Below are 16,708 nucleotides of genomic sequence, written 5' to 3'. Positions count from 1 at the left end.
CCCTTGTTTGAGGTGGTCAGGCGCGCGAGCGGGTGGGCACCACCAGGACCGGGCAGGCGGCGTGGTGGGCCAGCGCCTGGCTGACCGATCCGAGCAGCAGTCCGGTGAACCCGCCCCGGCCGTGCGAGCCGGTCACCACGATCGCGGCCGCACGACTCGCCTCGACCATCGTGTACTCCGGGTTGAGGCTGTGCTCGGCGATTCCCTCGACCACCAGATCCGGTCTGACCTCGGTGGCCGCGGCCACGGCCGCGTCGACGACCTCCTGGGCCTTCTGCCGGCCGGCGGACTCGCGTTCGACGTCGCTGGTCGGCGAGACCAGGACCGGGTCCCCCCACCACGCGTGGATGATCCGTAGCGGGACGTCCCGGCCGGCGGCCTCGACGGCCGCGGCCCGCACCGCGACGAGCGCGTCCTCGGAGCCGTCCGTGCCGACCACGACAGGACCGGGAGCGTCGACTGGACAGTCTGGCGGACGTACCACCAGCGTCGGACAGTGCGCGTGGGCGATGATCTGGGCGCTCACCGAACCGAGGTTGAGACCGGCGAAGCCGCCGTGGCCGCGGTTGCCGACTACCACGACGCTGGCGTCGCGGGACTGCTCAACGAGAACCCCGGCGCCGCCGCCAGGCTCCTCGACCGCCTCGATGGACAGGTCGGGGAAGTCGCGGCGGAGGTTCTCGGCAAAGGCGGCGAGCATGTCCCCCGCGGCCTTGCTCACCTCGGGCAGGCCCATCGCGTACGGGTCGAGCGGAAGCGCGTAGGTGAACGGGTTGGGGTACCCGTGGACCAGCCGCAGCGGCGCCCCGAGCCGCCGTGCTGCCATGGCGGCGTGCCGGGCGGCGACCTCGCTGGACGGCGAGCCGTCGACGCCTGCGATGACGGGTGCGGTCATTGCTCCTCCTGTGCTTGACGGAACACCTGGGCCGTTCCACCCTTTCCGAAAGCGCATCGGCCGGGGCAGAGTCGAAGGTCCCGCCGCGGGCTAGCTACCCGGGTGGGCGCGGTTCACGCGTATGCGGGTCATATATAACGCGAAACCGGGCGCGGTGGCCAATGCGGCGCACCAGAGCAGATCCGTCGAGGACAGCGGCTCGGTGCCCAGCAGCTCCCGCAGCGGCGCAACCAGCACCCCCGCCACCTGGAGGGCCGCCGAGACCGCCACGGCCACCAGCCACGGATTGCGATCGGTCGATCCGGGAGCCCGGGTGGCCCGCACCGCCAACGCGACGCCCAGCTGCGCCAGCCCGAGCACCACGAACAGCGCCGACTGCCAGGGCCGGTCCAGCCGCTGCGCCACCAGGGCGGCCACCAACGCGGTGACGGTGATGAGGGATGCCGCCGACACGATGCCGCGGACCAGACCGTCGCCGAGCACCGACTCCTGGGGCGAGCGGGGCGGGCGGCACGCGGTGTCCGGCTCCGCCGACGTCGGCGGTGGTCAACTGTCGCCGCCGGACCACCGCCACTGGGTGATCGTCGGGTGGTCCTCGCCGTGTTCACGGGTGTGGGCCCGGCACTGCTGCCGGGCGTCGATCATGGCCTGGCGCAGGTGCGCGGCGGTGGCGCCGAGCCCCGGCACCCGGTCGATGACGTCGATGACCAGGTGGAACCGGTCCAGGTCGTTGAGCATGACCATGTCGAACGGCGTCGTGGTCGTGCCCTCCTCCTTGTAGCCGCGAACGTGCAGGTTCGGGTGGTTGGTCCGCCGGTACGTCAACCGGTGGATGACCCCGGGGTAACCGTGGTACGCGAAGATGATCGGCCGGTCGGTCGTGAAGACCGTGTCGAACTGCTTGTCCTTGAGCCCGTTCGGGTGCTCGCTGTCCGGTTGCAGCCGCATGAGGTCGACGACGTTCACCACCCGCACCCGCAGCTGCGGCAGGTGCTCACGCAGCAGCCCCACCGCCGCCAGGGTCTCCATCGTGGGCACGTCGCCGGCGCAGGCGAGCACGACGTCCGGCTCGACGCCGGCGTCGTTGGAAGCCCAGGCCCAGATACCCAGGCCGCGTTCGCAGTGCGACTGGGCCTCGGCCATGTCCAGCCACAGCGGCTCGACCTGCTTGCCGGCGACCACCACGTTGATGAGGTTCCGACTGCGTAGACAGCGGTCCATGGTGACCAGCAGCGTGTTGGCGTCCGGCGGCAGGTACACCCGGACGATCTCCGCCTTCTTGTTGATGACGTGGTCGATGAAGCCGGGGTCCTGGTGGGAGAACCCGTTGTGGTCCTGACGCCAGACGTGGCTCGACAGCAGGTAGTTGAGCGAGGCGATCGGCCGCCGCCAGGCGATGTCCCGGGTCACCTTCAACCACTTGGCGTGCTGGTTGACCATCGAGTCCACGACGTGGATGAACGCCTCGTAGCTGGTGAACACCCCGTGCCGGCCAGTCAGCAGGTACCCCTCCAGCCAGCCCTGACACAGGTGCTCCGACAGCACCTCCATCACCCGTCCGTCGGGGGAGAGGTGGTCGTCGCCGGGCACGGTGTCGGCGAGGAAGACCCGGTCGGTCACCGTGAACGCGTCGCCGAGCCGGTTGGAGGCGACCTCGTCCGGGCCGAAGAGTCGGAACCGGTCCCGGTTCGCGTCGATGACGTCGCGCAGCCAGGCGCCGAGCGCCCGGGTAGGCTCCACATCGGCCAACCCGGGCCCGGGGCTCGGGACCGCGTACTCGCGGAAGTCGGGCAGGGCCAGGTCCCGCAGCATCACCCCGCCGTTGGCGGCCGGGTTGGCGCTCATCCTGGCGTTGCCGCGCGGCGGCGCCAGGAGGACATCGTCGCGGGGGACCCCGTCGGCGTCGAAAAGCTCCTGCGGCCGGTACGAGCGCAGCCAGCTCTCCAACGCGGCGAGCTGGCGCGGGTCCTCGCGCGGGTGCGGCAGCGGCACCTGGTGGGCGCGGAACGTGCCGGCGACCGGCAGACCGTCGACAATGGCCGGCCCGGTCCAGCCCTTGGGGGTGCGCATGACGATCATCGGCCACCGGGGCCGCCGTGCCGGCCCGCCCCGTCGGGCGAGCCGTTGGATCTGGGCGATGTCGTCCAGCGCGCTGCCGAGCGCCGCCGCCATGAGCTGGTGGGCCTCGCGTGGGTCCTCGGAGGTCACCTCGTACGGCTCGTGGCCGTAGCCGCGCAGCAGCGACCGCAGGTCCTCGGCCGGGATCCGGGCCAGCACCGTCGGGTTGGCGATCTTGTAGCCGTTGAGGTGCAGGATCGGCAGCACGGCCCCGTCCCGGGCCGGGTTGAGGAAAACGTTGGACAGCCAGCTCGCCGCCAACGGCCCGGTCTCGGCCTCGCCGTCGCCGACGACGCAGGCCACCAGCAGGTCCGGGTTGTCGAAGGCCGCCCCGTAGGCGTGCATGAGCGAGTACCCCAGCTCGCCGCCCTCGTGGATCGAGCCGGGCACCTCGGGGGCGACGTGGCTGGGGATTCCGCCCGGGGTCGAGAACTGCCGGAACAGCCGGGTCATGCCCGTCGCGTCTCGGCTGACGGTCGGGTACAGCTCGCTGTACGTGCCCTCAAGCCAGGTGTTGGCGACCAGCGCCGGACCCCCGTGGCCGGGTCCGGTGACATACAGGACGCTCAGGTCCCGCAGCGTGATCATGCGGGAGAGGTGGGCGTAGACCAGGTTCAGCCCCGGGCTGGTGCCCCAGTGTCCGAGCAGCCGCGGCTTGATGTGCCCGGCCGTCAGCGGCTCGCTCAGCAGCGGGTTCTCCCGCAGGTAGATCTGCCCGACGGTGAGGTAGTTCGCGGCCCGCCAGTAGGCGTCGATCCGGTCCAGTTCGACGCCGGTCAACGGCGATTCAGTCACGGCGGCGGTCATGGGTGATCGTCCTTTCGTCGGACTCTGCTTACCGTGCCTGGCCGCTGCCGCGCAGCAACTCGCGAGCCTCGTCGGCGATCGCCTGCTGTTCGTCGGTGGCGATGACACACACCGCGATCCTGGCCCCCGGTGGCGAGATCACCCGCTCCGCCGCGCCGGCGCCGTTGCGCGCCGGGTCGACCGCGATGCCCATCGGCGTCAACCCGGACAGCGCCTGGGACCGCACCGCCGCGCTGTTCTCGCCCACCCCGGCGGTGAAGACGATCGCGTCGAGGCGACCCAGAACCGCGTGGTACGCGCCCACGTACTTGCGCAGCCGGTGGCAGTAGACGTCGAGAGCCAGGGCGGCGGCCGGGTCGCCGGCGTCGCGGCGGGCCAGCGCCGCCCGCATGTCGGCGTCGCCGCACATCCCGAGCAGGCCGCCCTCGGTGCGCACCGCGGCGTCGAGCTGCGCGTCGGACAGCCCGGCCTGACGCAGCCACAGCAGCGCGCCTGGGTCGAGGTCGCCGGCGCGGGTGGCCATCACCAACCCTTCCAACGGCGTCAGCCCCATCGACGTGTCGACGCTGCGGCCCCCGGCGACCGCGGTGGCGCTCGCCCCGGACCCGAGGTGCAGCACGATGGTATTGAGGTCGGCCACCGGCCGACCGAGCAGCGCGGCGGCCCGCTCGGTGACGTACCGGCAGGAGATGCCGTGGAACCCGTAGCGGCGGATCCCGTGCCGGGCCGCCAGCGCCGCGTCCAGGGCGTAGGTCGCCGCCGCTGGTGGCAGGTCGGCGTGGAAAGCCGTGTCGAAGACCGCCACCTGGACGGCGCTCGGCCAGCGCTGACGGGCCATCGCGATGCCGGCCAGGGCGGCGGGCTGGTGGGTGGGCGCCAACGGCGTCAGCGTGGCGATCGTGGCCAGCACCGCGTCGTCGATGACGGTGGCCGCACGCAGACCGGCGCCGCCGTGGACGACCCGGTGCGCCACCACCGTGGGCGTCAGACCGTCGGGCAGCTCCTCGACGGCCCCGGCGGCCAGCCAGCCGCCGACGTCGGTCGCCGCTCCCTCAGCGTCGTAGAGCTGGAACTTCACCGACGACGAACCGCAGTTCAGCGCCAGCAGCATCACTCGACAGCCGCGTCGACCGTCTCGGCCGGGTCGCGTCGTGGCGTCGGCCAGCCGGGCGGGCCGTAGCCGACCCGCATCACCATCTGCGCCACGCCGAAGCGCCGTAGGGCCAGTCGTAACTGTTCGCGGGCCGAGGGCACCTCGATCGGCTGGGACACCATCGACACCGCGAGTCGCGCGTCGGTCGCGGTCAGCAGCACCCGCTGCAACGCGATCCCGGCCCGCACCTGCTCGGCGGGGCTGTCGGTGGCGCTGCCGAGCACCGCGATGAGCGGCTCGGCGCTGGGGTTGTCAGCCTCGGGCTGGCCCGGCCCGCCGAACGGGCGCTGTGGCATCGAACCGGACGGGTCCACGGCGGCGCTGTCGGTGGGAACACCGTCCGGGGAGTGGCTGAATCGTCGCCACTGCTCCAACTCGGCCATGTAGGCCGCGTCCCGGGCGAGCGTGCGGTCGGCGACCCGGGCGATCCCCGCGACCGCCTCCACCGCCACTGAGCCCACCACCAGTTCCAGCCAGCACCCTTCGGTCTCCGCGGCCTGGCGCAGCCGGAGCCGCTCGGCCGGCGGAACCGGATCCGGCCGCAACGCCCCGCGGTTGCTGTGTCTCAGCGCGATCGCGGCGTACAGCGACTGCTCGGTCGGGGTGGGCGGGCGGCGCGCCGCGGGCGTCAGGCGGGCCAGAACGGACGGATCGTTCGGCAGCGGGCCAAGCGTCAGGTCGGCTGGTCGGCCGGCGATCGCCAACGCCAGCTCCAGGTTGAGCGCCGCGGCCCCGCAGGCCAGCCGGGCGCCCCAGCCGTGCGGGTCGGCCGCCGGGAGCGCCCGGTCGGCGTCCAGCAGCACGTCGATGGCGCCGTCGTGGAGCCGGAACCGCCACGGCTGGCTGTTATGCATCGAGGGCGCCCGCCCGGCAGCCGGGGCCGCGTCCAACAGGTCGTCACGGGTGTATCGCAGTGTCGTCGTCGCCATGGCGGCTCCCTCCGGCTGTGTCCCCGCACTCACCATTACCGGTCATTCCAGTTCCTACCAGGGCCGAATTGCCTATCTCGCACCCTGCCGGCTGGACCGCCGCGCCCAGCTCGGGACCTTGGACTCATAGCGGCGCCTGGCCGCAGCGGGTAGAAAAGGCGCATGATCCGGGTGTTTCTTCTCGACGACCACGAGGTCGTCCGTCGCGGCTTGGCCGACCTGCTGCGCTCCACCGGCGATATCGAGGTGGTCGGCGAGTCCGGCTCGGCCCGGGAGGCCGTGCAGCGGATCCCCGCGCTGCGCCCGGACGTCGCCATCCTCGATGCCCGACTGCCGGACGGCAACGGCATCGACGTCTGCCGCGACGTGCGGGCCATCGACTCGTCCATCAAGGGCCTCATCCTCACCTCGTACGAGGACGACGAGGCGCTGTTCGCCGCGATCATGGCCGGCGCGGCCGGCTACCTGCTCAAACAGATTCGGGGCACCGACCTCGCCGATGCCGTCCACCGGGTCGCCGCCGGCCAGTCCCTGCTTGACCCGGCGGTGACCCGACGGGTGCTGGAACGCATCCGCAGCGGCGCCGACGAGCCGGCCGAGCTGCGTTCCCTGACCGAACAGGAGCGACGCATCCTGGAGCACATCGCCGAGGGCCTCACCAACCGCGAGATCGCCGGCCGGATGTTCCTGGCGGAGAAGACCGTCAAGAACTACGTGTCCAGCCTGCTGGCCAAGCTCGGTCTGGAACGCCGTACCCAGGCGGCGGTCCTGGCCACCCGGCTTCTGGGCGCCCGCCGATGACAGCCGACGCCGTCCGCTGACGGCGTCACGCTGGCAGCGGCACGTCCCAGATCAGCTCGGCGCCGGTCGGCGCGACGGGGCGCAGGCTCAGCTCGCCGGCCCACCCGAGCGCGCGTTCCCGCAGGTTCACCAGGCCACCGCGGGCCCGGTCCCGGTCAGCGCCCCGACCATCGTCGCGCACCGACACCGACACCCTGCCGTGGGCGACGACGACGGCGACATCCACCCTGGTCGCCCGGGCGTGCCGGGCCGCGTTGGACAGCGCCTCGGTCAACACCGCCAGCACGTCGCCGCGCATCGCGTCGGGCACCGCGCTGTCGACCGGGCCGTCCATCCGCAGCGTCGGGGCGAACCCCAACGTGTCGGCGGCTTCGGCGATCGTGGCGTGGATCTCGGTGCGCAGCGTCGCCGTGGCCGGCGCCCGCAGCTCGAAGATCGCCCGGCGGATGTCCCGGATCGTGGAGTCCAGGTCGTCCACGGCCGCGTTGATCCGCTGTGCTACCTCGGGCCGACCGGTGAGCGGCACCGCGCTCTGGAGCTGGAGGCCGGTGGCGAACAGCCGCTGGATGACGACATCGTGCAGGTCCCGGGCGATACGTTCCCGATCTTCCAGGACCGCCAGCAGCTCCCGTTCGTCCTGGGCCCGTACCCGCTCCAGCGCCAGCGCGGCCTGCCCGGCGAAGCTGGCCAGCAACGGCACGTCGCCGTCGTCGCGCCGGTCGTGCCCGACGGGGTACCCGACGACCAGCAGGCCGTGCAGGGCGTCCCCGGTGGTCAGCGGCGACACCACCGCCGGGCCGGCGGGGACCGGGCCGGGCCACGCGGCGGCGGTGGAGAGGTCGTCGAACAGCTGCTGCTTGTTGGACGCGGCGGCCAGCGGGGGGCCCACCGCCGGCAACAGGCAACCGACCAGGCCCACGCCGGCGTCCTCGGTGGCGCCGGCGACCACCTCGATCCGCAGGTTGTCCGACTGCGGCTCGTTGAGCAGCACCATCGCCAGCTCGGCGCCGGCGACCTCCCGGGCCCGCCGCGCGACCAGGGCGAGCGCGTCGGTGCGTTTGACCTGTCCGAGCAGGACGGTGGTGATCTCGGCCGTGGCCGTCAGCCACTTCTCCCGACGGTGCGCCACCTCGTACAGGCGCGCGTTGTCGATGGCCACCCCGGCGGCGGCCGCGAGCGCCACCGCCAGCTCCTCGTCGTCGTCGGTGAACTCCTTGCCGCCGATCTTCTCGGCCAGGTAGAGGTTGCCGAACACCTTGCCGCGCACGTGCACGGGCACGCCCAGGAAGCTGCTCATCGGCGGGTGGTTCGGCGGGAATCCGTACGACCGTGGATGTTTGGTGATGTCGGGCATCCGGACCGGCTGCGGGTCGTCGATGAGCAGGCCAAGGACCCCGCGTCCGCTCGGCAGGTCGCCGATCGCGGCGTGTTGCCGCGGTGTCAGGCCGTGGGTGATGAACTCGACCAGCCGGCGGTCCGGTCCGATCACCCCGAGCGCGGCGTAGCGGGCGTCCAGCAGGTGACAGGCGCTGGCGACCAGGCGGCGCAGGGTGCTGCGCAGGTCGAGCCCGGCGCTGACGGTCACCACGGCGTCGAGGAGCGCGCGTAGCCGTTCCCGGCTGTCGGCGATCTCCTGGACCCGGTCCAGGGTCTCCTGGAGCAGCTCGTCGAGCCGTATCCGGGACAGCGGGCTGAGCCCGAGCGACGGCGCGGCCTCGGCGCCGGCGGTGGACCTGTGCTCGGGCTGCTCCGCCATGCCCGGGATGCTACCGGCCGGGCCCGGCGGTGGGAACGCGACGATGGCGCGGTGGAGCTGTGGACCAACCCGGCATGTTCGAAGAGCGTCGCGGCGGAGAACGCGTTGGCCGATGGTGGCGTGGGACGATCAGACGCTGGCGGGCGCGGTACGAGCTGGAGCCGGCGCTCCGCGGGCGCTCAGTTCCCGTTACGCCAGACGCGACCACTGCGACCGATGAGCCGGTCGGCGTCCATCGGACCCCACGAGGCTGCCTCGTACGTGGGGATCGGCCGGTCATCCTGCGACCAGCGGTCGATGATCGGATCGACGATCCGCCAGCACTGCTGCACCTCGTCCGAGCGGATGAACAGCGTCGGGTCGCCGATGAGGGCGTCGAGCAGCAGCCGCTCGTACGCCTCCGGCGACTCCTCGCGGAACGTGTCCCCGTAGGAGAACTCCATCGACGCCGACCGCACCCGGAACGAGTGTCCCGGCACTTTCGCGCCGAACCGCAGCGTGATGCCCTCATCTGGCTGGATACGCAGGATCAGGGCGTCCGGATCCATCTCCCGGACCTGAGCCGCGCTGATCGGCAGGTGCGGGGGCCGTTGGAACTGCAACACCACCTCGGTCACCCGGGACGGCAGCCGCTTGCCGGTGCGGACGTAGAACGGCACGCCCGCCCACCGCCAGTTGTCGACGTCCAGCCGCATCGCCGCGTACGTCTCGGTGCGCGACAGTGGGTCGACGCCCGGCTCCTCCCGGTAGCCGGGCATCAGCTCGAACCGGGTGCCGCCGCGGGTGTACTGACCGCGCACGGCGAGATCGTCGATGTCCCGGTCTCCCGGTAGCCGGATCGCCTGGAGCAGCTTGACCTTCTCGTTGCGGATCGCTTCAGCCGAGAATGACGCTGGCGGTTCCATCAGCGCCAGCGCCAACACCTGGAGCACATGGTTCTGCACGATGTCGCGCATCGCGCCGGCGTGCTCGTAGAAGCTGCCCCGCGAGCCCACGCCGAGCGTCTCGGCGACCGTGATCTGGACGTGGTCGACCCAGCTGCGGTTCCAGATCGGTTGGAAGATGGCGTTGGCGAAGCGCAGCGCCATGACATTCTGGACGGTGTTCTTACCCAGGTAGTGATCGATGCGGAACACCTGTGACTCGTCGAACGCCCGGTGGACGCAGGCGTCGAGGGCCCGGGCGCTGGTCTCGTGGTGTCCGTACGGCTTCTCGATGACGACCCGGGCGAAACTGTCGCCCGTCGGGCGGTTGAGGCCGGCGCCGGCCAACCCGTTGATGATCTTCGGGAACGCCTGCGGGGGAGTGGCCAGGTAGAACAGCCGGTTGCCGGCCACACCTCGGCTGGTGTCGAGATCGACCAGCAGCTCAGCCAGTCGGGCGTAGGTGGCCGGGTCGTCGTAACCGCCGCTGACGTAGCGGATGCCCCCATGCAACGACGGCATGGAACGGGTGTCGGCGTCCCCGAACGCGGCGGCGGCGAACTGGTCGTCGTCGAGTTGGCTACGGGCCACCCCGACCACCGCGAACTGCTGGGTCAGCCGCTTGTGCCGGGCCAGGTTGAGCACCGCCGGGATCAGCTTGCGCCGGGTGAGGTCCCCTGACGCTCCAAAGATCACCATGGTGGCCGGCGGGGCGCTGCGGTCGTCCCGGAAGCTCGCGTCCAGTGACGCCGCCGCCGCTGACCCGACGAGCCCGGCCCGCCCGTCGGCCCGCGTCTCGGCCGGTGCGCTGGCCGTCGCGGTTGAGGTCGACCGGCCAGCGGTGCGTCCCGCGAGATTCATGCGACGAGCCTAGTGCGCGACCTCAGCTTCAGGGGCGCTATCGGCCGCGTCCGGTACACGCTGGGGCTGAACGGGCGAACGTCTCGGACGAGTAGGCGACCGCGACCGTGAAGCAGTACTCCGCCCGAGGCGACAGACCGTGCACCCGGTAGCTGGTCTCCCCTGGGGGCAGCGTCTGGAAGGCGCTCGGGCGCTCGCTGGTCCGCCCACCGGAGACGACCACGGCGCCCTCGGCCTGCTCCGGGTAGTGCCAGCTGAGACCGATGGCGTCGCCGTTGTCGACGAGCCGCAGCCTGTCCGGCGTGGGCGGCGCTGCGGGCGTGGGCGGCGCTGCGGGGCTGGGCTGTCCGCCGCCTCCCGCGGTCGGCGCGTCGGCGGCTGTGGCGACAGCCGCGCCAGCGCCAGCCGCCGCGATGAGGGCTACGAACACCGCTGCCGTTCGCCGGCGCGACCGCCGACGCGTGCCGGCGATCTCGGCGCCCGGGTCGATCAGCTCGGCGCCGTCGCCGAACACGCTGGCGCCCGCGCCGGGCATCGCCTCCGGCGCGGCTGGGCCGGGTGGGACCAGTCGTTCGGCGAGCGTCCGGACCGGGTGGTCCGGCGCCAGGTGGTCTCGGGCCAGCTCGCGGCCCCGCTCGGCGTACGCGCGTGCCGCTTCGGCGTCGCCGCCGTCCCGGCAGATCACCGCCAGTCTGGTCAGCATTCTGATCCCGGCCGGGTCGGCCACCCCGTACCCGGCCTGTTGGGCCGCGAGCGCCCCGGTCAGCTCAACCCGGCTCGCGGCGAACGCGCCAGCGGAGTGCAGGACGGTGGCGAGGTCCGCCCGGGCGGCGAGGGTGGCGGCGGCTCCGGGGCCACCGATCTCGGTGAGTCCGGCGACGACCTCCCGGTACCGCGCCTCGGCGCCGGCCAGGTCGCCCAGCTGGCGTAGCGCAGCTGCCCAGGTGGCGGCCGCCCGCAGCGCGCCCGCGTCGGTGGCGCCACCGGCGTCCGATGACGACCGGTAGGCGTGCTCGGCCCAGGCGGCGGCGGGGCCGGGTTGGCGATCGGCGAGCAGGATCCGGGCGTAGGAACTGGCGACGGCGCTCGGGGGCCCGTCCGGGCCGTATGCGGTGATGGCCTGCTCAATCGCGTCGCGGGCGCCGGGGACATCCCCGGCGCCCGCGAGCGCGTCCGCGTGTTGGGTGAGTTCGTCCGGAGCCGCCGTCACCGGTCCATACTGATCGGCGCCGAGGGTCTGGACAAGTCCGGTGCGGTCAGCGGCCGGCCAGCAGCCGGTTGACAGCGGCGTCCACATCCAGGTGGTCGGTCTCCTTGCCGCGCGGCACCACCACGTAGGTGCGGCGGAGGAAGCGGACCAGGACGCTGCGGGGCACCTCGAACAGGGCGTTGCCGTCCGGTGAGGAGAGCGCCAGCGCGACGAAGTCCCCGCGCGGGGTGGCCCACGGCCAGACCCGGACGTCGCCGATCCCGGCCGGTTCGTCGAGGCCGGTCATCAGCAGCTCGCGGGCGAACGACCAGCTCACAGCCTCACCGCCGGCGGACTCGGCGTGGAACAGGACGTGGACCGCATACGGATCGGCTGGGTCGTAGCGCAGGCTCGCGCGCACCGGCAACGCGGTGGCGTCGGGCGCGACGAGCCGTAGCGAGGTTTCCACCTCGACGGTGGTTGGTCGAATGGCACTCATGGACGAACTCCCCCCGGCACCGCGGCGGGGCAGCTCAACCCCGCGATTCCCATAGTCAGGCGATAGCTGTCGTTACGCTCAGCCATGCTCTGATCTCACCCAGTAGTGGGAAGGCGGACATTGTGTTGCCGCGGATCGGCCTGTTTGCGGATATGCTGTGCAGTTTGCCCGCGCAGGCAGCACCGCGCAGACGTCGTCGCCCGGCGTCCGGGATGATCCTTGACGTCGACTTACTCCGGTAACGTGCGGCCCACATGGTTAGTGACGGGCCGAGGTCCATGGCGCGGCGAATTGGTGACGGTGTCGACACTAACCGTAATTATGGCAAGTTGTCCGTTTAATTCCAATTACCGGCAGTTAGTGGGGGATGCTGGGTGACGCATTCGCGGCTGATGCGGCGGCTACACGCGACGCTCGACAGCATTCGGGCCCGGCCCACCGGCCGGCTGGCGTTGAAAGTGGCCATCGGCGGCCTCGGTGCGGCAGTGTTCCTGCTCGGCCTGGTCCTCATCCCACTGCCTGGTCCGGGCTGGGCGCTGGTCATCCTCGGCATGGCGATCTGGGCCGTCGAGTTCGTCTGGGCCAAACACCTGCTCGGCTATACCCGCCGCCAGGTCGGCCGGTGGACCAGCTGGGCCAGAGCGCAGACCCTGCCCGTACGACTGCTGCTCGGCGCCTCCGGGCTGCTCATCGTCAGCGTCGCGCTGGTGCTCTCGGTGCGCTTCAGCTTCGGTCGGAACCTCGTCACCGAAGCCTGGATCTACGTGACGACGCACTGACCCCGGTGCGTTCGCGGGCGCTCGGCATCGGGTAGAGTCTGACCGGTCGCGAGCGAGCCGCTCCCGGCTGTTCACGGGCGATTAGCTCAGTGGGAGAGCGCTCCGCTCACACCGGAGAGGTCACTGGTTCGAACCCAGTATCGCCCACCGTGATCAAGTAAAGGCCTCGCAGGTCAGAGAGTTTCTCCACGTCGGAGACGCCTTCTTCGCTGTTCATCTTGTGATCACACCCGTGGTCATGTCGCTGAGATCGCTGCTGATTCCCGTGACCATTGACGTACCGGCGGCTGTTGCGACGGTACTTCGGTAGCGCGGCTCATACCCGGCCACCGAGTCGGGGCCGCCAGCGGGTCAGGATCTCGTACTGGGACGACCTCTGCGCCACGCCGCAGCTCACCGCTGGCGTGCAGCTCGAGCGGGTAGGTGCGGTGGGTGGGGGAGCTTCAGCGCCAGCCTTTGAGCTTGCCTTGGCGCGGGCGAAAGCCATTCCTTCGCTCGTGTACGACGCCCTGCCATGACTGCCCCGTCGTGGTTGGGCGGCTAGTCGGTCAGGTGGCGTTGCGCGTAAGCGTGCATCGCGTCGCGGACGAACTCCATGGTCCCGTCGTCGGGCTCACCGTAGTTGGCGGCGAATCGCGGATCGGCGACGGACATGTCGCCGAAGCCGCTCACGTAGGAGCGGCTGGAGGTTCCGCCGGTGGCGGTGCCCAGCCATGGACGTGCCGGGCGATGATGGCCTGGACAGCGGCATTCGCTGGGAGCCTTGTCGGCCCTGGACAGGCACTGCCACCAGCGGTCGCCACTGCGGTAGGCGTCCTGCCCCAAGGATCGACAGACTTCGGCCTACCGCTCCTGCCGTAGCAGCGGCGCGACCACATCCACCTGGTTGGTCCACACCCAGCCTGTGAACCCCTCTGGCAGCTCTGTCAGGTCTTCCGGCCGGTCGAACCCTTCCGAGAACTCCCCGTCGCCGGCGACGATGACCACACGTGTGTCGGCTGCCCGCATCCTGGCCTCGAATCGGTGCGGCCAACCCCACATGAGCCGCCCGTACTTCTGCGGCAGGTGCAGCTGCCGGCCCCGGCAGGGCTGCGGCACGTGGCCGCTCCAGCCGACGGCCAGGTACCGGATCAAACACTCTTTCATGATCTTCTTTGAGGTCGCCCGGAGGCCGGGCAGCCGCGCTGTCACCGCGTCTACGGCTTCTTCGCCGCCGTACACCGTTAGTAGTCTCTGGCGCGAGGGTGCCAGGGTGGCCAGATACTCGGCCAGCGTGACGCCGTCGGCCGGGTCGGCGCTCTTCAGATGTAGCAGCAGTTCGCGGTCGGGGAAGGCGGCGAGCACCTCCGGGGCGGTCGGCAGTAGTCCCACTCCGGTGCCGCGCAGCGGGTATGTACGTCCACCGTCGGCGGTGTAGCCGTATCCGAGGTCGAGACCCCGCAGCTGGGCCAGGGTGTGTTCCCGGACGGCGCCGAAGCCGTCGGTGCGGCAGTCGAGGGTGTGGTCGTGGAAGACCGCCAGTTGCCCGTCGGCGGTGACCTGAACGTCCAACTCCACCAGGTCGGCGCCGGCGGCGAAGGCAGCCCGCATCGAGGGCAGGGTGTTCTCCAGGTACCCGTGCCGCGGCGGGTCGATTCGGCTGGCGGTGCAGGTGTCGGCGTCGACTTCGGCGAGGACGAACCGTTGGGCCAGGCCCCGATGTGCCAGCAGTTGTGGCGACCCCTGTGGGGTGTACAGGGTGGAACTGTTGCCGATGAACAGAACCAGCCCGATCACGAGCAGGATGCCGCCGGTGAACGCCAGAAGGCGCCGCCAACGCGACCGTCCCGGCCAGGCGGCATGAGTTCTCGCCGACGTCATCACCAGACCGGGCCGGTTGGTACGGACGGCACAAACGGCCGCCGCACGTCGTGCTCCAACAGCCCGTCGAGCTTGCCGAGCAGCGCCTCACGCGCTTCCCGTAGGTATCGACGAAGGCACGCCTTGGTGTTCGGGCCAGTCACGCTGCCCAGAATCTCACCAGCAGGGGCATTACGATGTCCCATGCAGGGCGCCAACTTCACGGAACCGAACCGGCGGGTTCGCCGGAATGCTGTTCAGGAACTTGCTCCGTGCTCGCCGCTAAAGAGCGGGGAGAGGGTAGTCAGAAAAGTTCTAGAGCGGAAATGGTTCTAACATGGCGCCTGCCCCTTATCGTTCGCCAGCTGTTAGCAGCAGCCGCCAACCACTGGTCCCCCGGCTCAGCCGGGTAATCGACAGCGGCGCCGCGTCGAGCCGGGTCCACGCCGTCACCGGCAGACCGAGCGCGTGGACGACCGCCAGTCGCACCACCGTCGGGTGGGTGACCGCGACGACCGGCCCGAGTAGCTCGTCAGTACCGCCAAGCCAGTCGGCCACCCGCCGGCCCGCCGCCCGGACGCTCTCCCCGCCGTGCGGAGCGGCGTCAGGATCGCCGAGCCAGGCTGCGGCGCCGTCGGGGTCGGCCTCGATCACCTGGGGCCAGCTGAGGCCGCGCCACCGGCCCAGGTCCAGGTCGCGGAGCGCCGGGGTCACTTCCGCCTCGAGCCCGGCGAGTTCCACGGTCTGCCGAGCCGCGAGCGCCGGGCTCGACACCACCAGTCCTGGGCGGCCGAACGGCGAGCGTCCGGCGCGCGGGGCCAAAGCGATGAGGGCGGCCGCCCGGCCGCCCTCATCGAGGTGTTCGTCGCCGCCGCCACAGACCGCGCGTCGCACCGCCGCGGTCGGAGCGTGGCAGACCAGCCACACGCTGGTCACCGGATCATCGGAGCGTCGATACCTGCGTCCGTTCGACGTTGGCGGACGTGAGCTGTCGGCCAAGGCGGCCGGTCAGCGTGGCGAACGCCAGGGCGAGCGCCAGCCACAGCGTCAGGTGCATTGCCAGCGCGCTGACCCGGAAGTCCCAGAGCAGGTTCGCCGGGAACCCGTCGGGAGCGGCGGCGGCCGGTGGCAGCACCGCGTACGCGACGCCGACGGTGAGCAGGAACACTCCAACCCCGACGGCGATCCGCAGCGGCGCCACCATTCGTTCGCTGGCTGCCCGGTAGGCGGCGACGCCACCACAGACCGCCAACAGACCGAGCGCCACCAGCAGCAGGTAGGCGACCGTCCGTTCGTCGACGGTGCTCGGGTCGCCGACAGCCGGTGGGTTGGTCGGATACTTGCCGAACGGCACCAGCACCGCGCCGAGGAACGCCGCTCCCGTGAGCCCGAGGGCCGCGGTCGCGTCGTCCCGGACCCCCAGCTTGTGACGCAGCAGCGCGAAGGCGATGGCCAGCAGCCCGCCGGCAACCGTCCCGAACAGCGCCATGGCCAGGAAAAGGCCGAAGCGCTGTCCGTCCCGGCTCACCAGCGGCGCCTCGTTGTCGTGGCCGCCAACGGACGCCGCGGCCTGCTCCTCGAGCGCGATCGCCAAGTCGATGTTGGGCTCGCCGAGTACGAATCCGACGGCGCCAGCCAGCAGGCCGGCGATGAGGCCGGCCAGGAGTCCGCGTAGCAGCAGTGCTCTGAAGACGCTCACCGGATGCTGGGCGCTCAGTGGCAGGGGACGCCGAGCAGGTGGCGGCCGTCGTGCATCAGCTCGTGCATGAACAGGCCGCTCTGAGAAACGGCGCCCTGGTCGAACGCGACCACGTAGGCGAGGGTGAGCAGGCCGATAGTCACCGCGAGCGCGGTGAGGACGAGGCGGGCTGACAGCGGCTGCGCGAGCGCGGACGTGGCAGTAGGCATGGGTTACCTCCGATGGGATGACGCGTCCCGTTCACAGGGCTGTGCCGAAGGAGCGTCCTGACTCGCCCGGGCCGGGTGGCGGGACCGGACTCACAGTGGCGCGACCGCACCGGACTCACACCGGTTTCCCTCGCTTCGGCACAGATGAACAGCAGGACGTTAGCCCGGTCGGCGGACGCGGGTCAACCGAGCCGTCAGCCCCAACTGCTGGGTCTCATTCACTACGCGCTGTTGTCACGGAGTGTCGATGC

Annotated in this window: 16 protein-coding genes, 1 tRNA gene, 1 pseudogene and 1 riboswitch; of the genes and pseudogenes, 3 read left to right on the top strand and 15 right to left on the bottom strand. The window is 71.3% G+C overall.

Annotation, left to right across the window (positions count from 1 at the left end; all coding sequences use genetic code 11):
- Positions 1-16 precede the first annotated feature (16 nt).
- The 5 genes and pseudogenes from ABD287_RS14420 to ABD287_RS14400 form a co-directional block, all read right to left on the bottom strand.
- Complete coding sequence (locus ABD287_RS14420; protein ID WP_344173277.1) at positions 17-895, bottom strand: universal stress protein; 879 nt, start codon at positions 893-895, stop codon at positions 17-19.
- Positions 896-985: 90 nt separating this feature from the next.
- Positions 986-1,414 (bottom strand): annotated as a pseudogene (locus ABD287_RS14415) (cation transporting ATPase C-terminal domain-containing protein); the annotation flags it as partial.
- A gap of 27 nt (positions 1,415-1,441) precedes the next feature.
- The gene (locus ABD287_RS14410) at positions 1,442-3,820 is read right to left on the bottom strand and encodes a phosphoketolase family protein (protein WP_344173274.1); all 2,379 of its coding nucleotides are present in this window, start codon (positions 3,818-3,820) and stop codon (positions 1,442-1,444) included.
- 28 nt (positions 3,821-3,848) lie between these two features.
- Complete coding sequence (locus ABD287_RS14405; RefSeq protein ID WP_344173272.1) at positions 3,849-4,931, bottom strand: acetate/propionate family kinase; 1,083 nt, start codon at positions 4,929-4,931, stop codon at positions 3,849-3,851.
- Complete coding sequence (locus ABD287_RS14400) at positions 4,931-5,902, bottom strand: Acg family FMN-binding oxidoreductase (protein ID WP_344173270.1); 972 nt, start codon at positions 5,900-5,902, stop codon at positions 4,931-4,933. The genes ABD287_RS14405 and ABD287_RS14400 overlap by 1 nt, the downstream gene beginning before the upstream one ends.
- Positions 5,903-6,064: 162 nt before the next feature.
- Between ABD287_RS14400 and ABD287_RS14395 the strand changes: the two genes are divergently transcribed.
- Positions 6,065-6,703, top strand: a complete 639-nt coding sequence (locus tag ABD287_RS14395) for a response regulator (RefSeq protein ID WP_344173268.1) — start codon at positions 6,065-6,067, stop codon at positions 6,701-6,703.
- A 25-nt stretch (positions 6,704-6,728) separates the two neighbouring features.
- On the opposite strand, the gene ABD287_RS14390 is transcribed toward ABD287_RS14395, so the two are convergent.
- From ABD287_RS14390 to ABD287_RS14375, 4 genes are all read right to left on the bottom strand, one after another.
- Positions 6,729-8,459 (bottom strand): sensor histidine kinase, encoded by a 1,731-nt coding sequence (locus ABD287_RS14390; RefSeq protein ID WP_344173265.1) that lies wholly within the window; start codon positions 8,457-8,459, stop codon positions 6,729-6,731.
- Positions 8,460-8,638: 179 nt separating this feature from the next.
- The gene (gene zwf, locus ABD287_RS14385) at positions 8,639-10,243 is read right to left on the bottom strand and encodes a glucose-6-phosphate dehydrogenase (protein ID WP_344173262.1); all 1,605 of its coding nucleotides are present in this window, start codon (positions 10,241-10,243) and stop codon (positions 8,639-8,641) included.
- A gap of 37 nt (positions 10,244-10,280) precedes the next feature.
- Positions 10,281-11,453 (bottom strand): fibronectin type III domain-containing protein, encoded by a 1,173-nt coding sequence (locus tag ABD287_RS14380; RefSeq protein ID WP_344173259.1) that lies wholly within the window; start codon positions 11,451-11,453, stop codon positions 10,281-10,283.
- A gap of 46 nt (positions 11,454-11,499) precedes the next feature.
- A complete protein-coding gene (locus ABD287_RS14375) occupies positions 11,500-11,931 on the bottom strand; it encodes an SsgA family sporulation/cell division regulator (protein ID WP_344173257.1) in 432 nt (143 codons plus the stop codon).
- Positions 11,932-12,305: 374 nt separating this feature from the next.
- On the opposite strand from ABD287_RS14375, the gene ABD287_RS14370 reads away from it, so the two are divergent.
- Both ABD287_RS14370 and ABD287_RS14365 read left to right on the top strand, forming a co-directional pair.
- Positions 12,306-12,710, top strand: coding sequence for a TIGR02611 family protein (locus ABD287_RS14370; protein ID WP_344173255.1), 405 nt, complete (start codon positions 12,306-12,308; stop codon positions 12,708-12,710).
- Between the two features lie 75 nt (positions 12,711-12,785).
- Positions 12,786-12,857, top strand: a tRNA-Val gene (locus ABD287_RS14365).
- A gap of 393 nt (positions 12,858-13,250) precedes the next feature.
- Here ABD287_RS14365 and ABD287_RS14360 read toward each other — a convergent pair.
- The 6 genes from ABD287_RS14360 to ABD287_RS14335 form a co-directional block, all read right to left on the bottom strand.
- Complete coding sequence (locus ABD287_RS14360) at positions 13,251-13,535, bottom strand: TipAS antibiotic-recognition domain-containing protein (protein WP_344173253.1); 285 nt, start codon at positions 13,533-13,535, stop codon at positions 13,251-13,253.
- A gap of 18 nt (positions 13,536-13,553) precedes the next feature.
- On the bottom strand, positions 13,554-14,570 hold the full coding sequence (locus ABD287_RS14355) for a glycerophosphodiester phosphodiesterase family protein (RefSeq protein WP_344173251.1): 1,017 nt from the start codon (positions 14,568-14,570) through the stop codon (positions 13,554-13,556).
- Positions 14,570-14,713, bottom strand: coding sequence for a DinB family protein (locus tag ABD287_RS14350; RefSeq protein ID WP_344173249.1), 144 nt, complete (start codon positions 14,711-14,713; stop codon positions 14,570-14,572). The genes ABD287_RS14355 and ABD287_RS14350 overlap by 1 nt, the downstream gene beginning before the upstream one ends.
- Positions 14,714-14,900: 187 nt before the next feature.
- The gene (locus tag ABD287_RS14345; RefSeq protein ID WP_344173247.1) at positions 14,901-15,485 is read right to left on the bottom strand and encodes a histidine phosphatase family protein; all 585 of its coding nucleotides are present in this window, start codon (positions 15,483-15,485) and stop codon (positions 14,901-14,903) included.
- A gap of 4 nt (positions 15,486-15,489) precedes the next feature.
- The gene (locus tag ABD287_RS14340) at positions 15,490-16,248 is read right to left on the bottom strand and encodes a CbtA family protein (RefSeq protein ID WP_344173245.1); all 759 of its coding nucleotides are present in this window, start codon (positions 16,246-16,248) and stop codon (positions 15,490-15,492) included.
- A gap of 14 nt (positions 16,249-16,262) precedes the next feature.
- Positions 16,263-16,457, bottom strand: coding sequence for a CbtB domain-containing protein (locus ABD287_RS14335; RefSeq protein WP_344173243.1), 195 nt, complete (start codon positions 16,455-16,457; stop codon positions 16,263-16,265).
- Between the two features lie 3 nt (positions 16,458-16,460).
- Positions 16,461-16,614: riboswitch (adenosylcobalamin (AdoCbl) riboswitch) on the bottom strand.
- Positions 16,615-16,708 lie beyond the last annotated feature (94 nt).

It is taken from the genome of Pilimelia columellifera subsp. columellifera, from assembly GCF_039532605.1.
GTDB classification, from domain to species: domain Bacteria; phylum Actinomycetota; class Actinomycetes; order Mycobacteriales; family Micromonosporaceae; genus Pilimelia; species Pilimelia columellifera.
Note: the sequence above shows the minus strand (reverse complement) of the source record. Positions and strands in the feature narration are given on the sequence as shown.

Bases quoted from the DNA above. Each gene is read 5' to 3' on its own strand.
- ABD287_RS14420 (WP_344173277.1), bottom strand. From the start codon at position 895: ATGACCGCACCCGTCATCGCAGGCGTCGACGGCTCGCCGTCCAGCGAG.
- ABD287_RS14410 (WP_344173274.1), bottom strand. From the start codon at position 3,820: ATGACCGCCGCCGTGACTGAATCGCCGTTGACCGGCGTCGAACTGGAC.
- ABD287_RS14405 (WP_344173272.1), bottom strand. From the start codon at position 4,931: ATGCTGCTGGCGCTGAACTGCGGTTCGTCGTCGGTGAAGTTCCAGCTC.
- ABD287_RS14400 (WP_344173270.1), bottom strand. From the start codon at position 5,902: ATGGCGACGACGACACTGCGATACACCCGTGACGACCTGTTGGACGCG.
- ABD287_RS14395 (WP_344173268.1), top strand. From the start codon at position 6,065: ATGATCCGGGTGTTTCTTCTCGACGACCACGAGGTCGTCCGTCGCGGC.
- ABD287_RS14390 (WP_344173265.1), bottom strand. From the start codon at position 8,459: ATGGCGGAGCAGCCCGAGCACAGGTCCACCGCCGGCGCCGAGGCCGCG.
- zwf (WP_344173262.1), bottom strand. From the start codon at position 10,243: ATGAATCTCGCGGGACGCACCGCTGGCCGGTCGACCTCAACCGCGACG.
- ABD287_RS14375 (WP_344173257.1), bottom strand. From the start codon at position 11,931: ATGAGTGCCATTCGACCAACCACCGTCGAGGTGGAAACCTCGCTACGG.
- ABD287_RS14355 (WP_344173251.1), bottom strand. From the start codon at position 14,570: ATGACGTCGGCGAGAACTCATGCCGCCTGGCCGGGACGGTCGCGTTGG.
- ABD287_RS14335 (WP_344173243.1), bottom strand. From the start codon at position 16,457: ATGCCTACTGCCACGTCCGCGCTCGCGCAGCCGCTGTCAGCCCGCCTC.